15 protein-coding genes and 1 tRNA gene are annotated in these 14,160 nt (G+C 66.5%); 9 read left to right on the top strand and 7 right to left on the bottom strand.

Annotation, left to right across the window (positions count from 1 at the left end; translation table 11 throughout):
- Positions 1–113: 113 nt before the first annotated feature.
- The 4 genes from proB to rplU form a co-directional block, all read right to left on the bottom strand.
- Positions 114–1,232: a glutamate 5-kinase gene (gene proB, locus ACP26O_RS02650; RefSeq protein ID WP_006752234.1), complete on the bottom strand. Its 1,119-nt coding sequence runs from the start codon at positions 1,230–1,232 to the stop codon at positions 114–116.
- A 90-nt stretch (positions 1,233–1,322) separates the two neighbouring features.
- Entirely contained in the window at positions 1,323–2,435 is a 1,113-nt protein-coding gene (obgE, locus tag ACP26O_RS02645) for a GTPase ObgE (RefSeq protein ID WP_175665344.1), read from the bottom strand.
- Positions 2,436–2,625: 190 nt separating this feature from the next.
- Positions 2,626–2,889, bottom strand: coding sequence for a 50S ribosomal protein L27 (gene rpmA / locus ACP26O_RS02640; protein WP_006476999.1), 264 nt, complete (start codon positions 2,887–2,889; stop codon positions 2,626–2,628).
- 24 nt (positions 2,890–2,913) lie between these two features.
- Entirely contained in the window at positions 2,914–3,225 is a 312-nt protein-coding gene (gene rplU, locus ACP26O_RS02635; RefSeq protein WP_006025184.1) for a 50S ribosomal protein L21, read from the bottom strand.
- A 210-nt stretch (positions 3,226–3,435) separates the two neighbouring features.
- Here rplU and ACP26O_RS02630 point away from each other — a divergent pair, with 210 nt between their 5' ends.
- The 9 genes from ACP26O_RS02630 (at position 3,436) to ACP26O_RS02590 (ending at position 11,407) form a co-directional block, all read left to right on the top strand.
- Positions 3,436–4,431: a polyprenyl synthetase family protein gene (locus ACP26O_RS02630; RefSeq protein ID WP_006752232.1), complete on the top strand. Its 996-nt coding sequence runs from the start codon at positions 3,436–3,438 to the stop codon at positions 4,429–4,431.
- Positions 4,432–4,577: 146 nt separating this feature from the next.
- Positions 4,578–4,654: transfer RNA gene (locus tag ACP26O_RS02625), tRNA-Pro, on the top strand.
- Between the two features lie 149 nt (positions 4,655–4,803).
- The gene (locus tag ACP26O_RS02620) at positions 4,804–6,093 is read left to right on the top strand and encodes an HlyC/CorC family transporter (protein WP_126227117.1); all 1,290 of its coding nucleotides are present in this window, start codon (positions 4,804–4,806) and stop codon (positions 6,091–6,093) included.
- An 82-nt stretch (positions 6,094–6,175) separates the two neighbouring features.
- A complete protein-coding gene (locus ACP26O_RS02615; RefSeq protein WP_175665345.1) occupies positions 6,176–7,453 on the top strand; it encodes a GspE/PulE family protein in 1,278 nt (425 codons plus the stop codon).
- Positions 7,454–7,458: 5 nt separating this feature from the next.
- On the top strand, positions 7,459–8,664 hold the full coding sequence (locus ACP26O_RS02610; RefSeq protein WP_175665346.1) for a type II secretion system F family protein: 1,206 nt from the start codon (positions 7,459–7,461) through the stop codon (positions 8,662–8,664).
- Positions 8,665–8,708: 44 nt separating this feature from the next.
- The gene (locus ACP26O_RS02605; RefSeq protein ID WP_175665347.1) at positions 8,709–9,620 is read left to right on the top strand and encodes a prepilin peptidase; all 912 of its coding nucleotides are present in this window, start codon (positions 8,709–8,711) and stop codon (positions 9,618–9,620) included.
- A gap of 84 nt (positions 9,621–9,704) precedes the next feature.
- Positions 9,705–10,313: a dephospho-CoA kinase gene (gene coaE, locus ACP26O_RS02600; RefSeq protein WP_175665348.1), complete on the top strand. Its 609-nt coding sequence runs from the start codon at positions 9,705–9,707 to the stop codon at positions 10,311–10,313.
- Between the two features lie 109 nt (positions 10,314–10,422).
- Positions 10,423–11,178 (top strand): cell division protein ZapD, encoded by a 756-nt coding sequence (gene zapD / locus ACP26O_RS02595; protein ID WP_006754990.1) that lies wholly within the window; start codon positions 10,423–10,425, stop codon positions 11,176–11,178.
- Positions 11,179–11,206: 28 nt separating this feature from the next.
- Entirely contained in the window at positions 11,207–11,407 is a 201-nt protein-coding gene (locus ACP26O_RS02590) for a DNA gyrase inhibitor YacG (RefSeq protein WP_006756830.1), read from the top strand.
- Between the two features lie 60 nt (positions 11,408–11,467).
- On the opposite strand, the gene ACP26O_RS02585 is transcribed toward ACP26O_RS02590, so the two are convergent.
- Genes ACP26O_RS02585 through argJ form a run of 3 tightly spaced genes read right to left on the bottom strand, consistent with a single transcriptional unit; the run spans position 11,468 to position 14,053 of the window.
- Positions 11,468–11,926 carry an NUDIX domain-containing protein gene (locus tag ACP26O_RS02585; protein ID WP_105834678.1) on the bottom strand — a complete coding sequence of 153 codons (459 nt, stop codon included), beginning with the start codon at positions 11,924–11,926 and terminating at the stop codon, positions 11,468–11,470.
- Entirely contained in the window at positions 11,923–12,792 is an 870-nt protein-coding gene (locus ACP26O_RS02580) for an ATP-binding protein (protein ID WP_011655899.1), read from the bottom strand. The genes ACP26O_RS02585 and ACP26O_RS02580 overlap by 4 nt, the downstream gene beginning before the upstream one ends.
- Positions 12,793–12,811: 19 nt before the next feature.
- The gene (gene argJ / locus ACP26O_RS02575; protein WP_175665349.1) at positions 12,812–14,053 is read right to left on the bottom strand and encodes a bifunctional glutamate N-acetyltransferase/amino-acid acetyltransferase ArgJ; all 1,242 of its coding nucleotides are present in this window, start codon (positions 14,051–14,053) and stop codon (positions 12,812–12,814) included.
- Positions 14,054–14,160 lie beyond the last annotated feature (107 nt).

Genomic DNA, 14,160 nt, shown 5'->3' with positions numbered 1-14,160 from the left:
AACGCAGGCCGCCTGGCTGGGCCTGCTCCGCCCCGTCGCAACAAAAAAGCCCGCGTAATGCGGGCTTTTTGCTTTTTGGCTTTTTGGCTGTCTCGCGACGCCGGGCCGAACGGTTACACGAGCACGAGGTTGTCGCGGTGAATCAGCTCCGGCTCCAGCATGTAGCCGAGCACCGTCTCGATCTCGCCGCTCGGCTTGCGATGAATCAGCTTCGTTTCCGCGCTGCTGTAGTTCGTGAGGCCGCGCGCCACTTCACGCCCGTCGGGACCGACGCACGCAATGACCTCGCCGCGCGCGAAAGCGCCTTGCACGCCGATCACGCCGATCGGCAGCAGGCTCTTGCCGCCGGCCGTCAGCTTCTCGACCGCGCCCGCATCGATCACGACATGCCCGCGCACCTGCAGGTGATCGGCCATCCATTGCTTGCGCGCGGCCATCCGCGCGGTGCGCGCGATCAGCTGCGTGCCGATCGCCTCGCCGGCCGCGAGCCGCACCAGCACGTCGGTTTCGCGGCCGCTCGCAATCACGGTGTTCGCGCCGCTATGCGCCGCGCGCTTCGCCGCGAGGATCTTCGTCAGCATCCCGCCGCGGCCGAGGCTCGAGCCTGCGCCACCCGCCATCGCCTCGAGGTCCGGCGCGCCCGCGCTGGCTTCCGCGACGAGCGTCGCGTTCGGGTCCTTGCGCGGATCGGCGGTGAACAGCCCCGACTGGTCGGTCAGGATGATCAGCGCGTCGCCTTCGATCAGGTTCGCGACAAGCGCGCCGAGCGTGTCGTTGTCGCCGAACTTGATTTCGTCGGTGACGACCGTGTCGTTCTCGTTGATGATCGGCACGACGCCGAGCCGCAGCAGCGTGAGCAGCGTCGAACGTGCATTCAGGTAGCGTTCGCGATCGGCGAGGTCGGCGTGCGTGAGCAGGATCTGTGCGGTGCGGATGTCGTGCTCGGTAAAGCGGCTTTCATAGACTTGCGCGAGCCCCATCTGGCCGACCGCGGCGGCAGCCTGCAGCTCGTCGATCTCGCGCGGACGCTTGCTCCAGCCGAGCCGCTGCATCCCTTCGGCAATCGCACCCGAACTGACGAGCACCACTTCCTTACCCTGCGCGCGCAGCGCGGCGATCTGGGCCGCCCAGCGGCCGATTGCAGCATGATCGAGCCCCTTGCCGTCGTTGGTCACGAGGCTCGAGCCCACCTTCACCACCAATCGCTTCGAATCCGCGATGATCGAACGCATCGTGCGCCGTCTCCTGTATCTGATGCCTGCCCGGCCGGGCGCGATTGAATTCCGGCACCGGGCGCGATGCCCGGTGCGTTTCGGGTCCGCTCAGGCGTCGTCGCCGGGCGTCGCACCGCCATCGGCGGGCGGCGCATCGCGGAATCGCACGTCCGTGGCCAGATCTTCCTCTTCCGCCGCGCGATGCGCGTCCGAATGCTGGGCGAGGTAATCGTAGATCGCGTAGCACAGCGCTTCGCAGCCCTGGCCCGTCAGCGCCGAAATCTCGAACACCGGGCCATCCCAGTCGAAACGGGCGAGGAAATCGGCGACGCGCGCCTCACGCTCGTCTTCCGGCACCATGTCGAGCTTGTTGAGGACGAGCCAGCGCGGCTTCTCGTAGAGCGCCTCGTCGTACTTGCGCAGTTCGCCGACGATCGCCTTCGCTTCCGCGACCGGGTCGACGTTTTCGTCGAACGGGGCCAAATCGACGAGATGCAGCAGCACGCCCGTGCGCTGCAGATGTCGCAAGAACTGGTGGCCGAGACCCGCGCCTTCGGCGGCGCCCTCGATCAGCCCCGGGATGTCGGCGATCACGAAGCTCTTGCTCGGGCCGACCCGCACGACGCCGAGGTTCGGCGCGAGTGTCGTGAACGGATAGTCGGCGATCTTCGGCTTCGCGTTCGACACCGACGAGATGAAGGTCGACTTGCCGGCGTTCGGCATGCCGAGCAGCCCGACGTCGGCGAGCACCTTCAGCTCGAGCCGCAGCATGCGCCGTTCGCCGGGCTTGCCGTCGGTCTTCTGGCGCGGTGCACGGTTCGTGCTCGACTTGAAATGCAGGTTGCCGAGACCGCCTGCGCCGCCGTTCGCAAGCATCACCTGCTGGCCGTGCTCGGTCAGGTCGGCGATCAGCTCGCCGGTATCCATGTCGGTCACGACCGTGCCCACCGGCATGCGCAGCGTGACGTCGTCACCGCCCTTGCCGTAGCAATCCGAGCCGCGACCGTTTTCGCCGTTGCGCGCCAGGTGCTTCTTCGCGTAACGGTAGTCGATCAGCGTGTTGATGTTGCGGTCGGCAATCGCGTAGACGTTACCGCCCCGGCCGCCGTCGCCGCCGTCCGGCCCGCCGAACGGAACGAACTTTTCGCGGCGCATCGACGCGCTCCCATCACCTCCGTCGCCGGCGATGACTTCGATTCGTGCTTCGTCAATGAACTTCATTCGTTACTCCGACCAGTATTTCCGCTATTGTGCCGCGCGCCGGCACGCTTGAACAATCTGCCGTTCGGCCGATTGCCCGCCGTTTCGCGACAGCCGCCGGCGCGCACATGCGCCCGGCGGCCAAATAAAAAAAGGCCCCGCGAAGACTGCGGGGCCTTTCGGCTACGAAGCCCGTGGGTGCCTAACTAACTTAGGCAGCCGCCGGGACAACGATGACCAGATGCTTCTTGTCCGCGCCCTTGGTCGCGAACTTGACGTGACCGTCGACCAGCGCGAACAGGGTGTGATCCTTGCCCATGCCGACGTTCTCGCCAGCGTGCATGCGCGTACCGCGCTGACGCACGATGATGCCGCCAGCGTTGATCGCCTGGCCGCCGTACACTTTCACGCCGAGACGTTTCGACTCGGAGTCGCGGCCGTTCCGGGAAGAGCCGCCTGCCTTTTTGTGTGCCATCTGATTGCTCCTTTACCGAGGCGCTTACGCGTTGATCGCGTCGATGCGCAGCTCAGTGTAGTTCTGGCGGTGGCCGCCGTGCTTTTGGTAGTGCTTCCGGCGACGCATCTTGAAGATGGTGACCTTGGCATGACGACCGTGCGACACAACGGTGGCCTTGACGGAAGCCCCACTGACCAGCGGCGTACCGAACTTAATCGATTCGCCTTCGCCCACTGCGAGAACCTGGTCGAGCGTGATTTCAGCGTCAATGTCAGCCGGTATCTGTTCTACTTTGAGTTTTTCGCCAACGGCAACCTTGTACTGCTTGCCGCCGGTTTTTATGACCGCGTACATTGAGAACCTCACTCTGGATCCAAATTTTCCGCACACCACGCGCGGAAAACACGTGATTATACATGGGCTTAGCACCCAAGTCAAAGCCGATCCGCGATTGCCGCGCGCAGGCCCTGGCCGGACGGCCAAAATCACGGTGCACGCGCGTCCGACAGACCGGGATATCGCGGATTGGACTTATAATCCGCCGCATCACCCATTTCGATCATCATGTCGTCGTCCACCGCCTCCCCCACCCTCAGCGCCGCCCACCTGCTCGCCCCGATCACAAGCGACATGGAGCAGGTGAATCGCGTTATCCGGCAAAGCCTCGCGTCCGACGTGCTGCTGATCAACCAGATCGCCGAGTACATCATCGGCGCGGGCGGCAAGCGGCTGCGTCCGGCCCTGCTGTTGCTCGTCGCCGGCGCGCTCGGCGAGACGTCGCACCAGCGGCACGTGCTGGCCGCCGTCGTCGAGTTCATCCATACGGCCACGCTGCTGCATGACGACGTCGTCGACGAATCCGAGCTGCGGCGCGGCCGCCAGACGGCCAACGCGCTGTTCGGCAACGCGGCGAGCGTCCTGGTGGGCGACTACCTGTATTCGCGCTCGTTCGAGATGATGGTCGGCGTCGGCAAGATGCGCGTGATGGAAATCCTGTCGGAAGCAACGACGATCATTTCCGAAGGCGAGGTACTGCAGCTGCTGAACATGCACGACGCGGACGTCGACGAGACGCGCTACATGCAGGTGATCCGCTACAAGACGGCGAAGCTGTTCGAAGCATCGGCCCGCCTCGGCGCGGTGCTCGCGGGCGCCGATGCGCCGACCGAAGCCGCCGCGGCCGAATATGGCCGCCGGATCGGCACCGCGTTCCAGATCATGGACGACTGGCTCGACTACGCGGGCACGGCCGAAGCGATGGGCAAGAATGCCGGCGACGACCTGCGCGAAGGCAAGCCGACGCTGCCGCTCATCTATCTGATCGAACGCGGCACGCCCGAACAGTCGGCGCTCGCACGCGAGGCGATCGAACAAGGCGGCACCGATCGCTTCGACACGATTTTCGACGCGATCACGCGTTCGGGCGCGCTCGACCATACGCTCGAATGCGCGCGCCAGGAAGCACAGGCCGCCGCTGCCGCGATCACCGCGTTCCCGGATTCGATCTACAAGGAAAGCCTGCTCGCGTTGTGCTCGTACTCGACGTCGCGGCAGTCGTAAGCGCGCGGAAAACACGAGGCGCTATGCTGCCTCGAAAAATTTCTTCGCCAAGGTATTCCCTTTTTAAAAAAACATCGCTATAGTTATGTTCTTGCTCGACGACGCAGCGGTCTTGAAGAAGACGGCGAAGTCGGAAGAGTCCAAATCGGGGTGTAGCTTAGCCTGGTAGAGCGCTACGTTCGGGACGTAGAGGCCGGAGGTTCGAATCCTCTCACCCCGACCAGATTTAAAAAAACCGTGCACCGCGTGCACGGTTTTTTTTTGCCTGCTTTTGCCTGACCACGCGGGCCCTCGTGCCGCGCGCGACACATCACGGCCGCCGGCCTCTGCTATATTCCCTCCATCCCTGTCCTTCACTGCCCATTCTGACGCGTGGACCAAATTCCCTTATGGGCGCAAATCGGCGCCGTCTTCCTGCTTCTCCTCTGCTCCAGCTTCTTTTCCATTTCCGAGACCGCGATGATGGCGCTCAACCGTCATCGGCTGAAGCATCTCGCCGGCCAGGGCGTGCTCGGCGCGAAGACCACACAAGGTCTGCTCACGCGCACCGACCTGCTGCTCAGCGTGATCCTGATCGGCAACAACCTGTTCAACACGATCATCCCGGTCCTCACGACGTCGCTCGCGCTCCACACGTTCGGCCGTAACAACCTCGCGCTGTCGATCGCGACCGGCATCGTCGCGTTCCTGATCATCGTGTTCGCGGAAATCGCACCGAAGATCGTCGGCGCGACCTTTCCCGAGCGCATCGCGCTGCCCGCGAGTCTCGTGATCGCGCCGCTGATGCGCGTGTTCAAGCCGATCGTCTGGTTCGTCAACGCGCTCGCGAACGGCGTGCTCTGGGTGCTGCGCATCAATACGAAGAAGGGCCGCGACCAGCGGATGTCGGCCGACGAACTGCGCGCGATCGTGCTCGAGTCGAGCAGCTTCATGCCGACCAAGCACCGCAGCATCCTGCTCAATCTGTTCGACCTCGAGAACATCACGGTCGACGACGTGATGGTGCCGCGCCGCCAGATCGAGTCGCTCAACTTCTACGCGCCGCTCGACGACATCCTGCATCAACTCGAGACCTGCTATCACAACCGGCTGGTCGTCTATGAAGGCGACATCGACAAGGTGCTCGGCGTGCTGCACGTGCGCAAGACGCTCACCGCGCTGCACAACCAGGATTTCGACCGCGAAACGTTGCGCACGCTGCTCGCCGAGCCGTACTACGTGCCGTCGGGCACGCCGGTCGTCCAGCAGCTGCAGTATTTCCAGGAAAGCCGGCAGCGCACCGCGCTCGTCGTCAACGAGTACGGCGAGCTCGAGGGGCTCGTCACGCCCGAGGACATCATCGAGGAACTGATCGGCGAATTCACGACGTCGATGCCGCGCGGCGAACGCGCGGGCGGCTGGGATGAAAACGGCGAATGCATCGTTGCCGCCAGGATGCCGCTGCGCGAACTGAACCGCTGGCTGCATCTGCAACTGCCGACCGACGGGCCGAAGACGCTGAACGGCCTGATCCTCGAGATCCTCGAGGAAATTCCCGACGGCGACGTTTGCCTGAAAATCCGCGACGTGATGCTCGAAGTCATGCGCAGCGACGACCAGGCCGTGCGCACCGTCAAGCTCTTCAAGCCGCGCAGCACGCGCGCACGCGCCGTCGCGCGCTAGCCGAACGGCCGACTGTCGGCACCGCCCGCGATACGTGACCATTGACCGGTCACGATCAACAGGCGGCCGAGCGCCGGCTCACATGCACTTCCCACCTCCCGGGGCGCCGCTGCGCACGCAGCGGCCACCTGCCTCCACCGACGCATCGCCCGCCGAGCCGCCCCATTCGCTCGATGCGGCGCAACTCGACGACTCGCCCGCCGTACGGCTGCTGACCGACACGCTGCACGCCGCCCGCGTGCGCGACGCGTCCGACATCCACGTCGAACCATTCGAAGCAGGCTGGCGCATTCGCCTGCGCATCGACGGCGTCCTGCATGAACACGCGCGACCGCCCGTCCATCTGCGCGACGCGCTCGTGACGCGCATCAAGGTGCTCGCACGCATGGACATCGCCGAGCGCCGGCTTCCGCAGGACGGCCGGCTGCGCATCACGGTCGACGCAGGCCTGCGAGGCGATTACCGGGTCAGTTCGCTGCCCACGCTGTTCGGCGAGAAACTCGTGTTGCGCCGCCTCGAAACGCTGCCGCCCGACCTCACGCTCGCGCGCCTCGGCTTCGACGCGCGACAGGCCGCGGCGATGGAGGCCGCGATACGCGCGCCGCACGGTCTCGTGCTCGTCACCGGCCCGACCGGCAGCGGCAAGACACTGTCGCTCTACTGCGCGCTGCAGATGCTCGATCGCGACGCGCACAACGTATGCACGGTCGAGGATCCGGCCGAGATTCAGCTCGACGGCATCAACCAGGTCGGCGTGGTGGAGAAAGCCGGGCTGACCTTCGCCACGGCGCTGCGCGCGCTGCTGCGGCAGGATCCGGACGTCATCATGGTCGGCGAGATTCGCGATGCGGAGACGGCCGACGTTGCGATCAAGGCCGCGCAGACGGGGCACCTCGTGCTGTCGACGCTGCATACGAACGATGCGCCGGCCGCTGTCGCGCGACTGCTCGATATCGGCGTCGCGCCGTACAACCTGGCCGCCGCATTGCGCCTCGTCACCGCGCAACGGCTCGTGCGGCGTCTATGCGTGAGCTGCCGCACGCGTTCGGACGCGCCGGCGCACGCGCTGCGCGATGCGGGCTGCGATCCGGCGGCACTGGCATCCGGATGGCGCCCGTTCGTCGCACGCGGCTGTGCCGCCTGTCACGGTATCGGTTATCGAGGCCGCATCGGCCTGCATCAGACGATGCCGGTTTCACCGGAGATGGCCGAACGCATCGTCGCGCGCGCAAGCGTCGGTGCGCTCACGCAATGCGCGGCGGCCGAAGGCGTGCGCAGTCTGCGCGACGCGGCACTCGCGCACGTTCGCGACGGCACGACGAGCGTCGCGGAAGCCCTGGCCGCGACGCCCGACGCGTGATCGCCATGCATGCGCCGCCTCACGAAACCCGCTTCGCGTGGCGCGGCCGTCGTCGCGACGGCACGCCGTGCCGCGGCAACGTCATCGCATTCGATGCAGCCGCCGCACGTGCGGCGCTCGCGCGCGACGGCATCGCGGTGCTGGCGCTCGACATCCGCGGCACGGCCCAGCCACCGGCGGCCGGCGCACGCGAGGTCACGCGCTTCACGCGCCAGCTCGCGAGCCTGCTGCAAGCCGGGCTGCCGCTCGCACCATCGCTCGAGATGCTTGCCCGCACCCGTACGCGCGACGGGCTCCCGCGCATCGCCGCAGGTCTCGCACGCGAGATCGTCGGCGGGCAGCGCTTCGCCGCCGCGCTGGCACGCTATCCGTCCCAGTTCGGCACGCTGTATCGCCAGTTGATCGAGGTCGGCGAAGCATCGGGAGCGCTCGGCGTCGTGCTGACCCGCGTCGCGGAGCACCGCGAACGCGCCGACGCGCAATGGCGCAAGCTGTGTGCCGCACTCGCTTACCCGGTCGCCGTCATCGTGTTCGCGCTCGCGATCTCGGCCGCGCTGATGGTATGGGTCGTGCCAACATTCCGGCAGATCTTCGACGGATTCGGCGCAGCACTGCCGGCGCCGACCCGCGCGCTGCTCGCTCTGTCCTCCGCGACATCGGCCTGGGGCGGCACGTTCGTCGCCGGCGCCGCGGTGGCGGGGCTCGTCGCACACCACGCGCTGCGGCGCTCGCCGCCGCTGCGCTACACGGCCGCGCGGCACGTGCTGAATGCGCCGTTGGTCGGCAGCGCGCTTACGCGGTTCGCGGCCGCGCGCTGGTGCCGCTCGCTTGCCACGCTGCTCGGTGCCGGCGTACCGCTCGCCGATGCATTCGCCACGCTCGAACGCACGGCCGGCCACCCGGTGTTCGAGCAGGCCACCGCGCAGATCGCCGCGCGCGTGCTGCGCGGCGCGCGTCTTGCCGATGCGATGCACGCGGCGGGCTGCTTCCCCGACGACGTGGTACAGCCGATCGCCGTCGCCGAAGAAACCGGCGCACTCGACACGATGCTCGCCGACATCGCCGCGCTCTGCGAGCGTCAGCTCGACGCGCGTCTCGATGCGCTCGCCGCGCTCGGCGAGCCCCTGATCGTGATCGTCCTGGGTGCCCTCGTCGGCGGCCTCGTGATCGCGATGTATCTGCCCATCCTTCAGCTGGGCAACGTGGTGTAGCATCGCAACCGTTTCTGTCGCCTTTCAAGCCCGAACCCGAGCCCATGACGCCCGCGCCCCTGACCACCGTTTTCGATTCGCCCGACAGCACATTGCTCGCGCTGGCGATGCTGCCGCCCGCGGTGCAATATGCATTCGCCGTCGTGCTCGGGCTGTGCGTCGGCAGCTTCGTGAACGTCGTCGCGCACCGGATCCCGGTGATGATGCAGCGCGCATGGCAGGCCGAAATCGCCGAAGCGACGGGCAGCGCGAGTGCCGCGCCGGACGACGGCTATCCGCCGCACTACGATCTGTGGCGCCCGCGCAGCGCGTGTCCGCACTGCGGCCACGTGCTGCGCGCGTGGGAAAACATCCCGCTCGTCAGCTACCTGATGCTGCGCGGGCGCTGCCGCCAGTGCGGCCATGCGATCGGCGTGCGCTATCCGCTCGTCGAGGTCGCGGGTGCGCTGCTCGCCGCCGGCTCGCTCGCCGCGTTCGGCCCGACCGCCGCCGCACTCGCCGCGTTCGGGCTCTGCGCCGCGCTGCTGGCGATGAGCGCGATCGACATCCAGACCGGCTACCTTCCCGATTCGATGACGCTGCCGCTGCTGTGGGCAGGGCTCGCACTGAACCTCGGCGGCACGTTCACGTCACTGCGTTCGGCCGTGGTCGGCGCGATGGCCGGCTACCTGTTCCTGTGGTCGATCTACTGGCTGTTCAAATGGCTGCGTGGCATCGAGGGCATCGGCTTCGGCGACCTGAAGCTGCTCGCCGCGCTCGGTGCATGGATGGGCTGGGCCGCGCTGCCGCAGGTCGTGCTGTTCGCCGCGGTGACGGGCGCGGTCGTCGGGCTCGTCGCGACCTGGCGCGGGCGCATGCGCTTCGAGGAGCCGATTCCGTTCGGCCCGTTCCTCGCGGCCGGCGGCGTCGCGACACTGTTTTTCGGCACCCCTTTCTATCTGGCGCTCGGCGGCTGACATGACGCACCGAACCCGTCCGACTTGTTCGCTGCGTCGCGGGGAGGAGGTTCGTTTCCTCGTGGCGGCCCGGCGGAGGCTCACATGTTTGCAATAGGACTCACCGGCGGCATCGGCAGCGGCAAGACGACCGTCGCCGACATGTTCGCCGCACGCGGTGCATCGCTCGTCGATACCGACCTGATCGCGCACCGCATCACCGCGCCGGCCGGTCTCGCGATGCCGGCGATCGAACACGCATTCGGGCCGGACTTCGTCGCGGCCGACGGCTCGCTCGATCGCGCGAAGATGCGCGCACTGATTTTCAGCGACGACGACGCGCGCCGGCGCCTCGAAGCGATCACGCATCCGCTGATCCGCGCGGAGACCGATCGCGAGGCCCGTGAAGCGCGGGGCCCGTACGTGATCTTCGTCGTACCGCTGCTCGTGGAGTCAGGTAACTGGAAGGCGCGCTGCGATCGCGTGCTGGTCGTCGACTGTCCGGTCGAAACGCAGATCGCACGTGTGATGCGGCGCAATGGTTTCACGCGCGAACAGGTCGAAGCGATCATCGCAAGACAGGCGACGCGTGAAGCGCGTCTCGCGGCGGCCGACGACGTGATCGTCAACGATGCGACGGCGCCCGATATGCTTGCCGCGCAGGTCGATGCACTGCACCAACGCTATCTCGGATTCGCGGCCGCCGCGCACTGACCGCCGCCGCAATCGTGATGGTGTACGAAATTGGCGCGTTGCTAGGGTAGAGAGTGAGCATTAGAATGTCCTGCATTGTTTCAATTCCTACCCCGAGAGGCGAGCGCGCTTGATTCTTTACGAGTATCCGTTCAACGAGCGAATTCGCACGCTGTTGCGCCTCGAAGACTTGTTCGAGCGCTTCGCGTTCTTTTTGGCTCAGGAGGACCCGCGTGAACATCACGTCGCGCTGACGACGCTGTTCGAAATCGCCGAGGTCACGGGCCGCGCGGACCTGAAATCGGATCTGATGAAGGAGCTCGAACGTCAACGTCAGACGCTCGCTCCCTTTCGCGGCAATCCGGGCATCGAACAGAATGCGCTCGAAGCCGTGCTCGGTGAAATCGAGCAGACGCTCGCCAATCTTGCGCAGATGCAGGGCAAGACCGGGCAGCACCTGGTCGACAACGAGTGGCTCGCCAGCATCCGCAGCCGCGCGGTGATTCCCGGCGGCACGTGCAAGTTCGACCTGCCGTCGTACTATGCGTGGCAGCAATGGCCCGCGGAACAGCGGCGCCAGGACATCGCGAAATGGATCATGCCGCTGCTGCCGCTGCGCGACGCCGCGGCAATCGTGCTGCGGCTCGCTCGCGAATCGGGTCAGGCGTCGAAGGTGATGGCGATGCAGGGCAGCTACCAGCAGATGCTGTCGGGGCGCAGCTACCAGCTGATGCAGGTGCGCGTGCCGCCGGAACTGCGCGTGATTCCCGAAGCGAGCGCCAACAAATACATGCTGTGGGTACGGTTCACCATGCAGGACGGCGACGTGCGGCCGCGCGCGGTGGACATCGACGTGCCGTTCCATCTGACACTGTGCAATCTGTAACGGCCCCGCGCCGGTTCGACGCTTTCGTATGACTACCGTTGTGAAATGTCCTTCGTGCGGCGCAGAAGTGCGCTGGACGCCTGAAAACAAGTTCCGCCCGTTCTGTTCGGCCCGCTGCAAGCAGCTCGATCTCGGCGCATGGGCCGCGGAAAAGTACCGGATCGGCGGGTCCTCCGACGAAGGTCCGTCGTCCGAGGAAGACGGCACCGACGACCGCCGCGACAGCTGAGCGTCGCGCGGTACCGCCGCAGGCGGATGCGGCCCGCTTTTCAGGCGAGCCGCCGCGGCGTCATTGGGACGCTGCTTCCTTCTCGAGCAATTCCAGCACCGGCAGCGCCGCCGGCAACAGTGGCGCGACGTCGACCGGCAGTTGCTGCCACACGAACGCCTGGCCTTCCTTGCTGTGCGGCTCGCCCGTCCAGCCCGTCACCTTGCAGAAATAGAGCCGCACGTATGCATGCGGATAGTCGTGCTCGAGCGTATGCCAGCGGTGGCTCGCGGTGACGACGATGCCGAGTTCCTCGTGCAGCTCGCGCGCCAGCGCGTCCTCGACGCTCTCGCCGGCTTCCAGCTTGCCGCCCGGGAACTCCCAGTAGCCTTCGTACGGCTTACCCTGCAGCCGCTGCGCAAGCAGGTAGCGGCAGCCACCGAGCGGGCTGCCGGGCTGTACCATCACGCCGACCGCGACTTCGGTCACCTTGCGGCCGTCGGGCGCGCGCACGGCGCCCACTGCGGAATCCGTGCTCATGCCTGCTCCTTGCGACCCGACCAATCGCGCGCGAACTGCCACGCGACGCGCCCCGAGCGCGAACCGCGCTCGAGCGCCCACACGAGCGCGTCGCCGCGCGCCGTCTCGATCTCGCCGTCCGCGCAGCCGAAATGACGCAGCCAGTGCGCGACGATGTCGAGATAGTCGTCCTGCTTGAACGGGTAGAAGCTGACCCACAGGCCGAAGCGCTCCGACAGCGAAATCTTTTCCTCGACCACTTCACCGGGGTGGATCTCGCCGTCCGGCAGATGCTTGTACGACTCGTTGTCGCTCATGTACTCGGGCAGCAGATGGCGGCGGTTCGACGTCGCGTAGATCAGCACGTTGTCGGACTGCGCGGCGATCGAGCCGTCGAGCGCGACCTTCAGCGCCTTGTAGCCCGATTCGCCTTCCTCGAACGACAGATCGTCGCAGAACACGATGAACCGCTCCGGACGCTGCGCGATCAGGTCGACGATGTCGCCGAGATCGTGCAGGTCGTCCTTGTCGACTTCGATCAGGCGCAGCCCGTCCTTCGCATAGGCGTTCAGGCACGCCTTGATCAGCGACGACTTGCCGGTGCCGCGCGCACCGGTCAGCAGCACGTTGTTCGCCGGCTTGCACTGCACGAACTGTCGCGTGTTCTGTTCGATCAGCCCTTTCTGCCGATCGATGTTGTGCAGATCGTCGAGCGTGATCGACGACGCGGCCGGCACCGGCTGCAGATAGCCGCGCCCCTGGCGCTTGCGCCAGCGGAACGCGGTGGCGGCATTCCAGTCGACAGCCGCCGGTGCGGGCGGCAGCATCCCCTCGAGGCGGCCGAGCAGCGCTTCGGCACGCGTCAGAAACTGTTCGAGCTTGTCCATGTCGTCCGAGCGCTCCCGATCAGGAGCGGTAATCCGCGTTGATGCTCACGTAATCGTGCGACAGGTCGCACGTCCAGACGGTAGCCTGCGCGTCGCCGCGGCCGAGCAGCACGCGGATCGTGATTTCGCTCTGCTTCATCACGCGCTGGCCGTCCTCTTCCTGGTAAGCCGGGTTGCGGCCGCCGGCCTTCGCGACGAGCACGTCGTCGAGATAGAGATCGATCTTGTCGACGTCGAGATCCGTGACGCCCGCATAGCCGATCGCCGCGAGAATCCGGCCGAGGTTGGGGTCGGATGCGTAGAAGGCCGTCTTCACCAGCGGCGAATGACCGATCGCGTAAGCGATCTGGCGGCACTCGGCGACGCTCTTGCCGCCTTCGACCTGCACCGTCATGAATTTCGTCGCGCCTTCGCCGTCGCGCACGATCAGCTGCGACAGCACCTGGGCGACCTGCGTGACCGCTTCGCGCAGCGCCGCATAGGCCGGCGAGTCGGTCGACGTGATCGCGGGCAGCGTGCTCTTGCCGGACGCGATCAGGATGAACGAGTCGTTGGTCGACGTGTCGCCGTCGATCGTGATGCAGTTGAACGAGCGATCGGCCACTTCCTTCACGAGCGTGTCGAGCACCGCCTGCGCGACGTTCGCATCGAACGCCAGGAAGCCGAGCATCGTCGCCATGTTCGGCTTGATCATGCCCGCGCCCTTGCTGATGCCCGTCAGCGTGACCGTGTGACCGTCGATCGTCACCTGGCGCGACGTGGCCTTCGGCAGCGTGTCGGTCGTCATGATCGTCTGCGCGGCGTCGTACCAGTTCGCGGCCTGGCGGTTCGCGAGCGCGGCCGGCAGCCCTGCCTTCAGGCGGTCGATCGGCAGCGGCTCGAGAATCACGCCGGTCGAGAACGGCAGCACCTGTGCGGCGTCGATGCCCGCGAGGCGCGCAAGTTCCGCGCAGGTTTCGCGCGTGTGCGCGAGGCCCGGCTCGCCGGTGCCCGCATTCGCATTGCCCGTATTCACGACGAGCGCACGGATGCCCGCGCCGCCCGCACGCACGATGGCCAGGTGCTCGCGGCATACGATCACCGGTGCGGCGCAGAAGCGGTTCTCGGTGAATACGCCGGCGACCGTCGCCCCTTCGTCGACGGAGATGACCAGCACGTCCTTGCGATTCGGCTTGCGGATGTTCGCTTCCGCCCAGCCGAGCGTGACGCCGGCGACGGGATGCAGTTGGGCGGGATCGATCGACGGAAAATTGACAGCCATGGGGCACACCTGCCGGATGGAAAATGCCGGCACGCGCCGGCATTGATTGGAAGAACCGACGGCCGCACGAGCGGCCGCCGCAACTCACTTCACTGACTCGAAACTGC

The sequence above is a fragment of the Burkholderia sp. R-40 genome (assembly GCF_049942845.1).
Lineage (GTDB): Bacteria > Pseudomonadota > Gammaproteobacteria > Burkholderiales > Burkholderiaceae > Burkholderia > Burkholderia ambifaria.
This window is presented reverse-complemented; position numbering and strand designations above follow the sequence as displayed.

Coding starts and splice junctions, on each gene's coding strand:
- proB (WP_006752234.1), bottom strand. CDS start 1,232: ATGCGTTCGATCATCGCGGATTCGAAGCGATTGGTGGTGAAGGTGGGC.
- obgE (WP_175665344.1), bottom strand. CDS start 2,435: ATGAAGTTCATTGACGAAGCACGAATCGAAGTCATCGCCGGCGACGGA.
- rpmA (WP_006476999.1), bottom strand. CDS start 2,889: ATGGCACACAAAAAGGCAGGCGGCTCTTCCCGGAACGGCCGCGACTCC.
- rplU (WP_006025184.1), bottom strand. CDS start 3,225: ATGTACGCGGTCATAAAAACCGGCGGCAAGCAGTACAAGGTTGCCGTT.
- ACP26O_RS02630 (WP_006752232.1), top strand. CDS start 3,436: ATGTCGTCGTCCACCGCCTCCCCCACCCTCAGCGCCGCCCACCTGCTC.
- ACP26O_RS02615 (WP_175665345.1), top strand. CDS start 6,176: ATGCACTTCCCACCTCCCGGGGCGCCGCTGCGCACGCAGCGGCCACCT.
- ACP26O_RS02610 (WP_175665346.1), top strand. CDS start 7,459: ATGCATGCGCCGCCTCACGAAACCCGCTTCGCGTGGCGCGGCCGTCGT.
- ACP26O_RS02605 (WP_175665347.1), top strand. CDS start 8,709: ATGACGCCCGCGCCCCTGACCACCGTTTTCGATTCGCCCGACAGCACA.
- coaE (WP_175665348.1), top strand. CDS start 9,705: ATGTTTGCAATAGGACTCACCGGCGGCATCGGCAGCGGCAAGACGACC.
- ACP26O_RS02590 (WP_006756830.1), top strand. CDS start 11,207: ATGACTACCGTTGTGAAATGTCCTTCGTGCGGCGCAGAAGTGCGCTGG.
- ACP26O_RS02585 (WP_105834678.1), bottom strand. CDS start 11,926: ATGAGCACGGATTCCGCAGTGGGCGCCGTGCGCGCGCCCGACGGCCGC.
- ACP26O_RS02580 (WP_011655899.1), bottom strand. CDS start 12,792: ATGGACAAGCTCGAACAGTTTCTGACGCGTGCCGAAGCGCTGCTCGGC.
- argJ (WP_175665349.1), bottom strand. CDS start 14,053: ATGGCTGTCAATTTTCCGTCGATCGATCCCGCCCAACTGCATCCCGTC.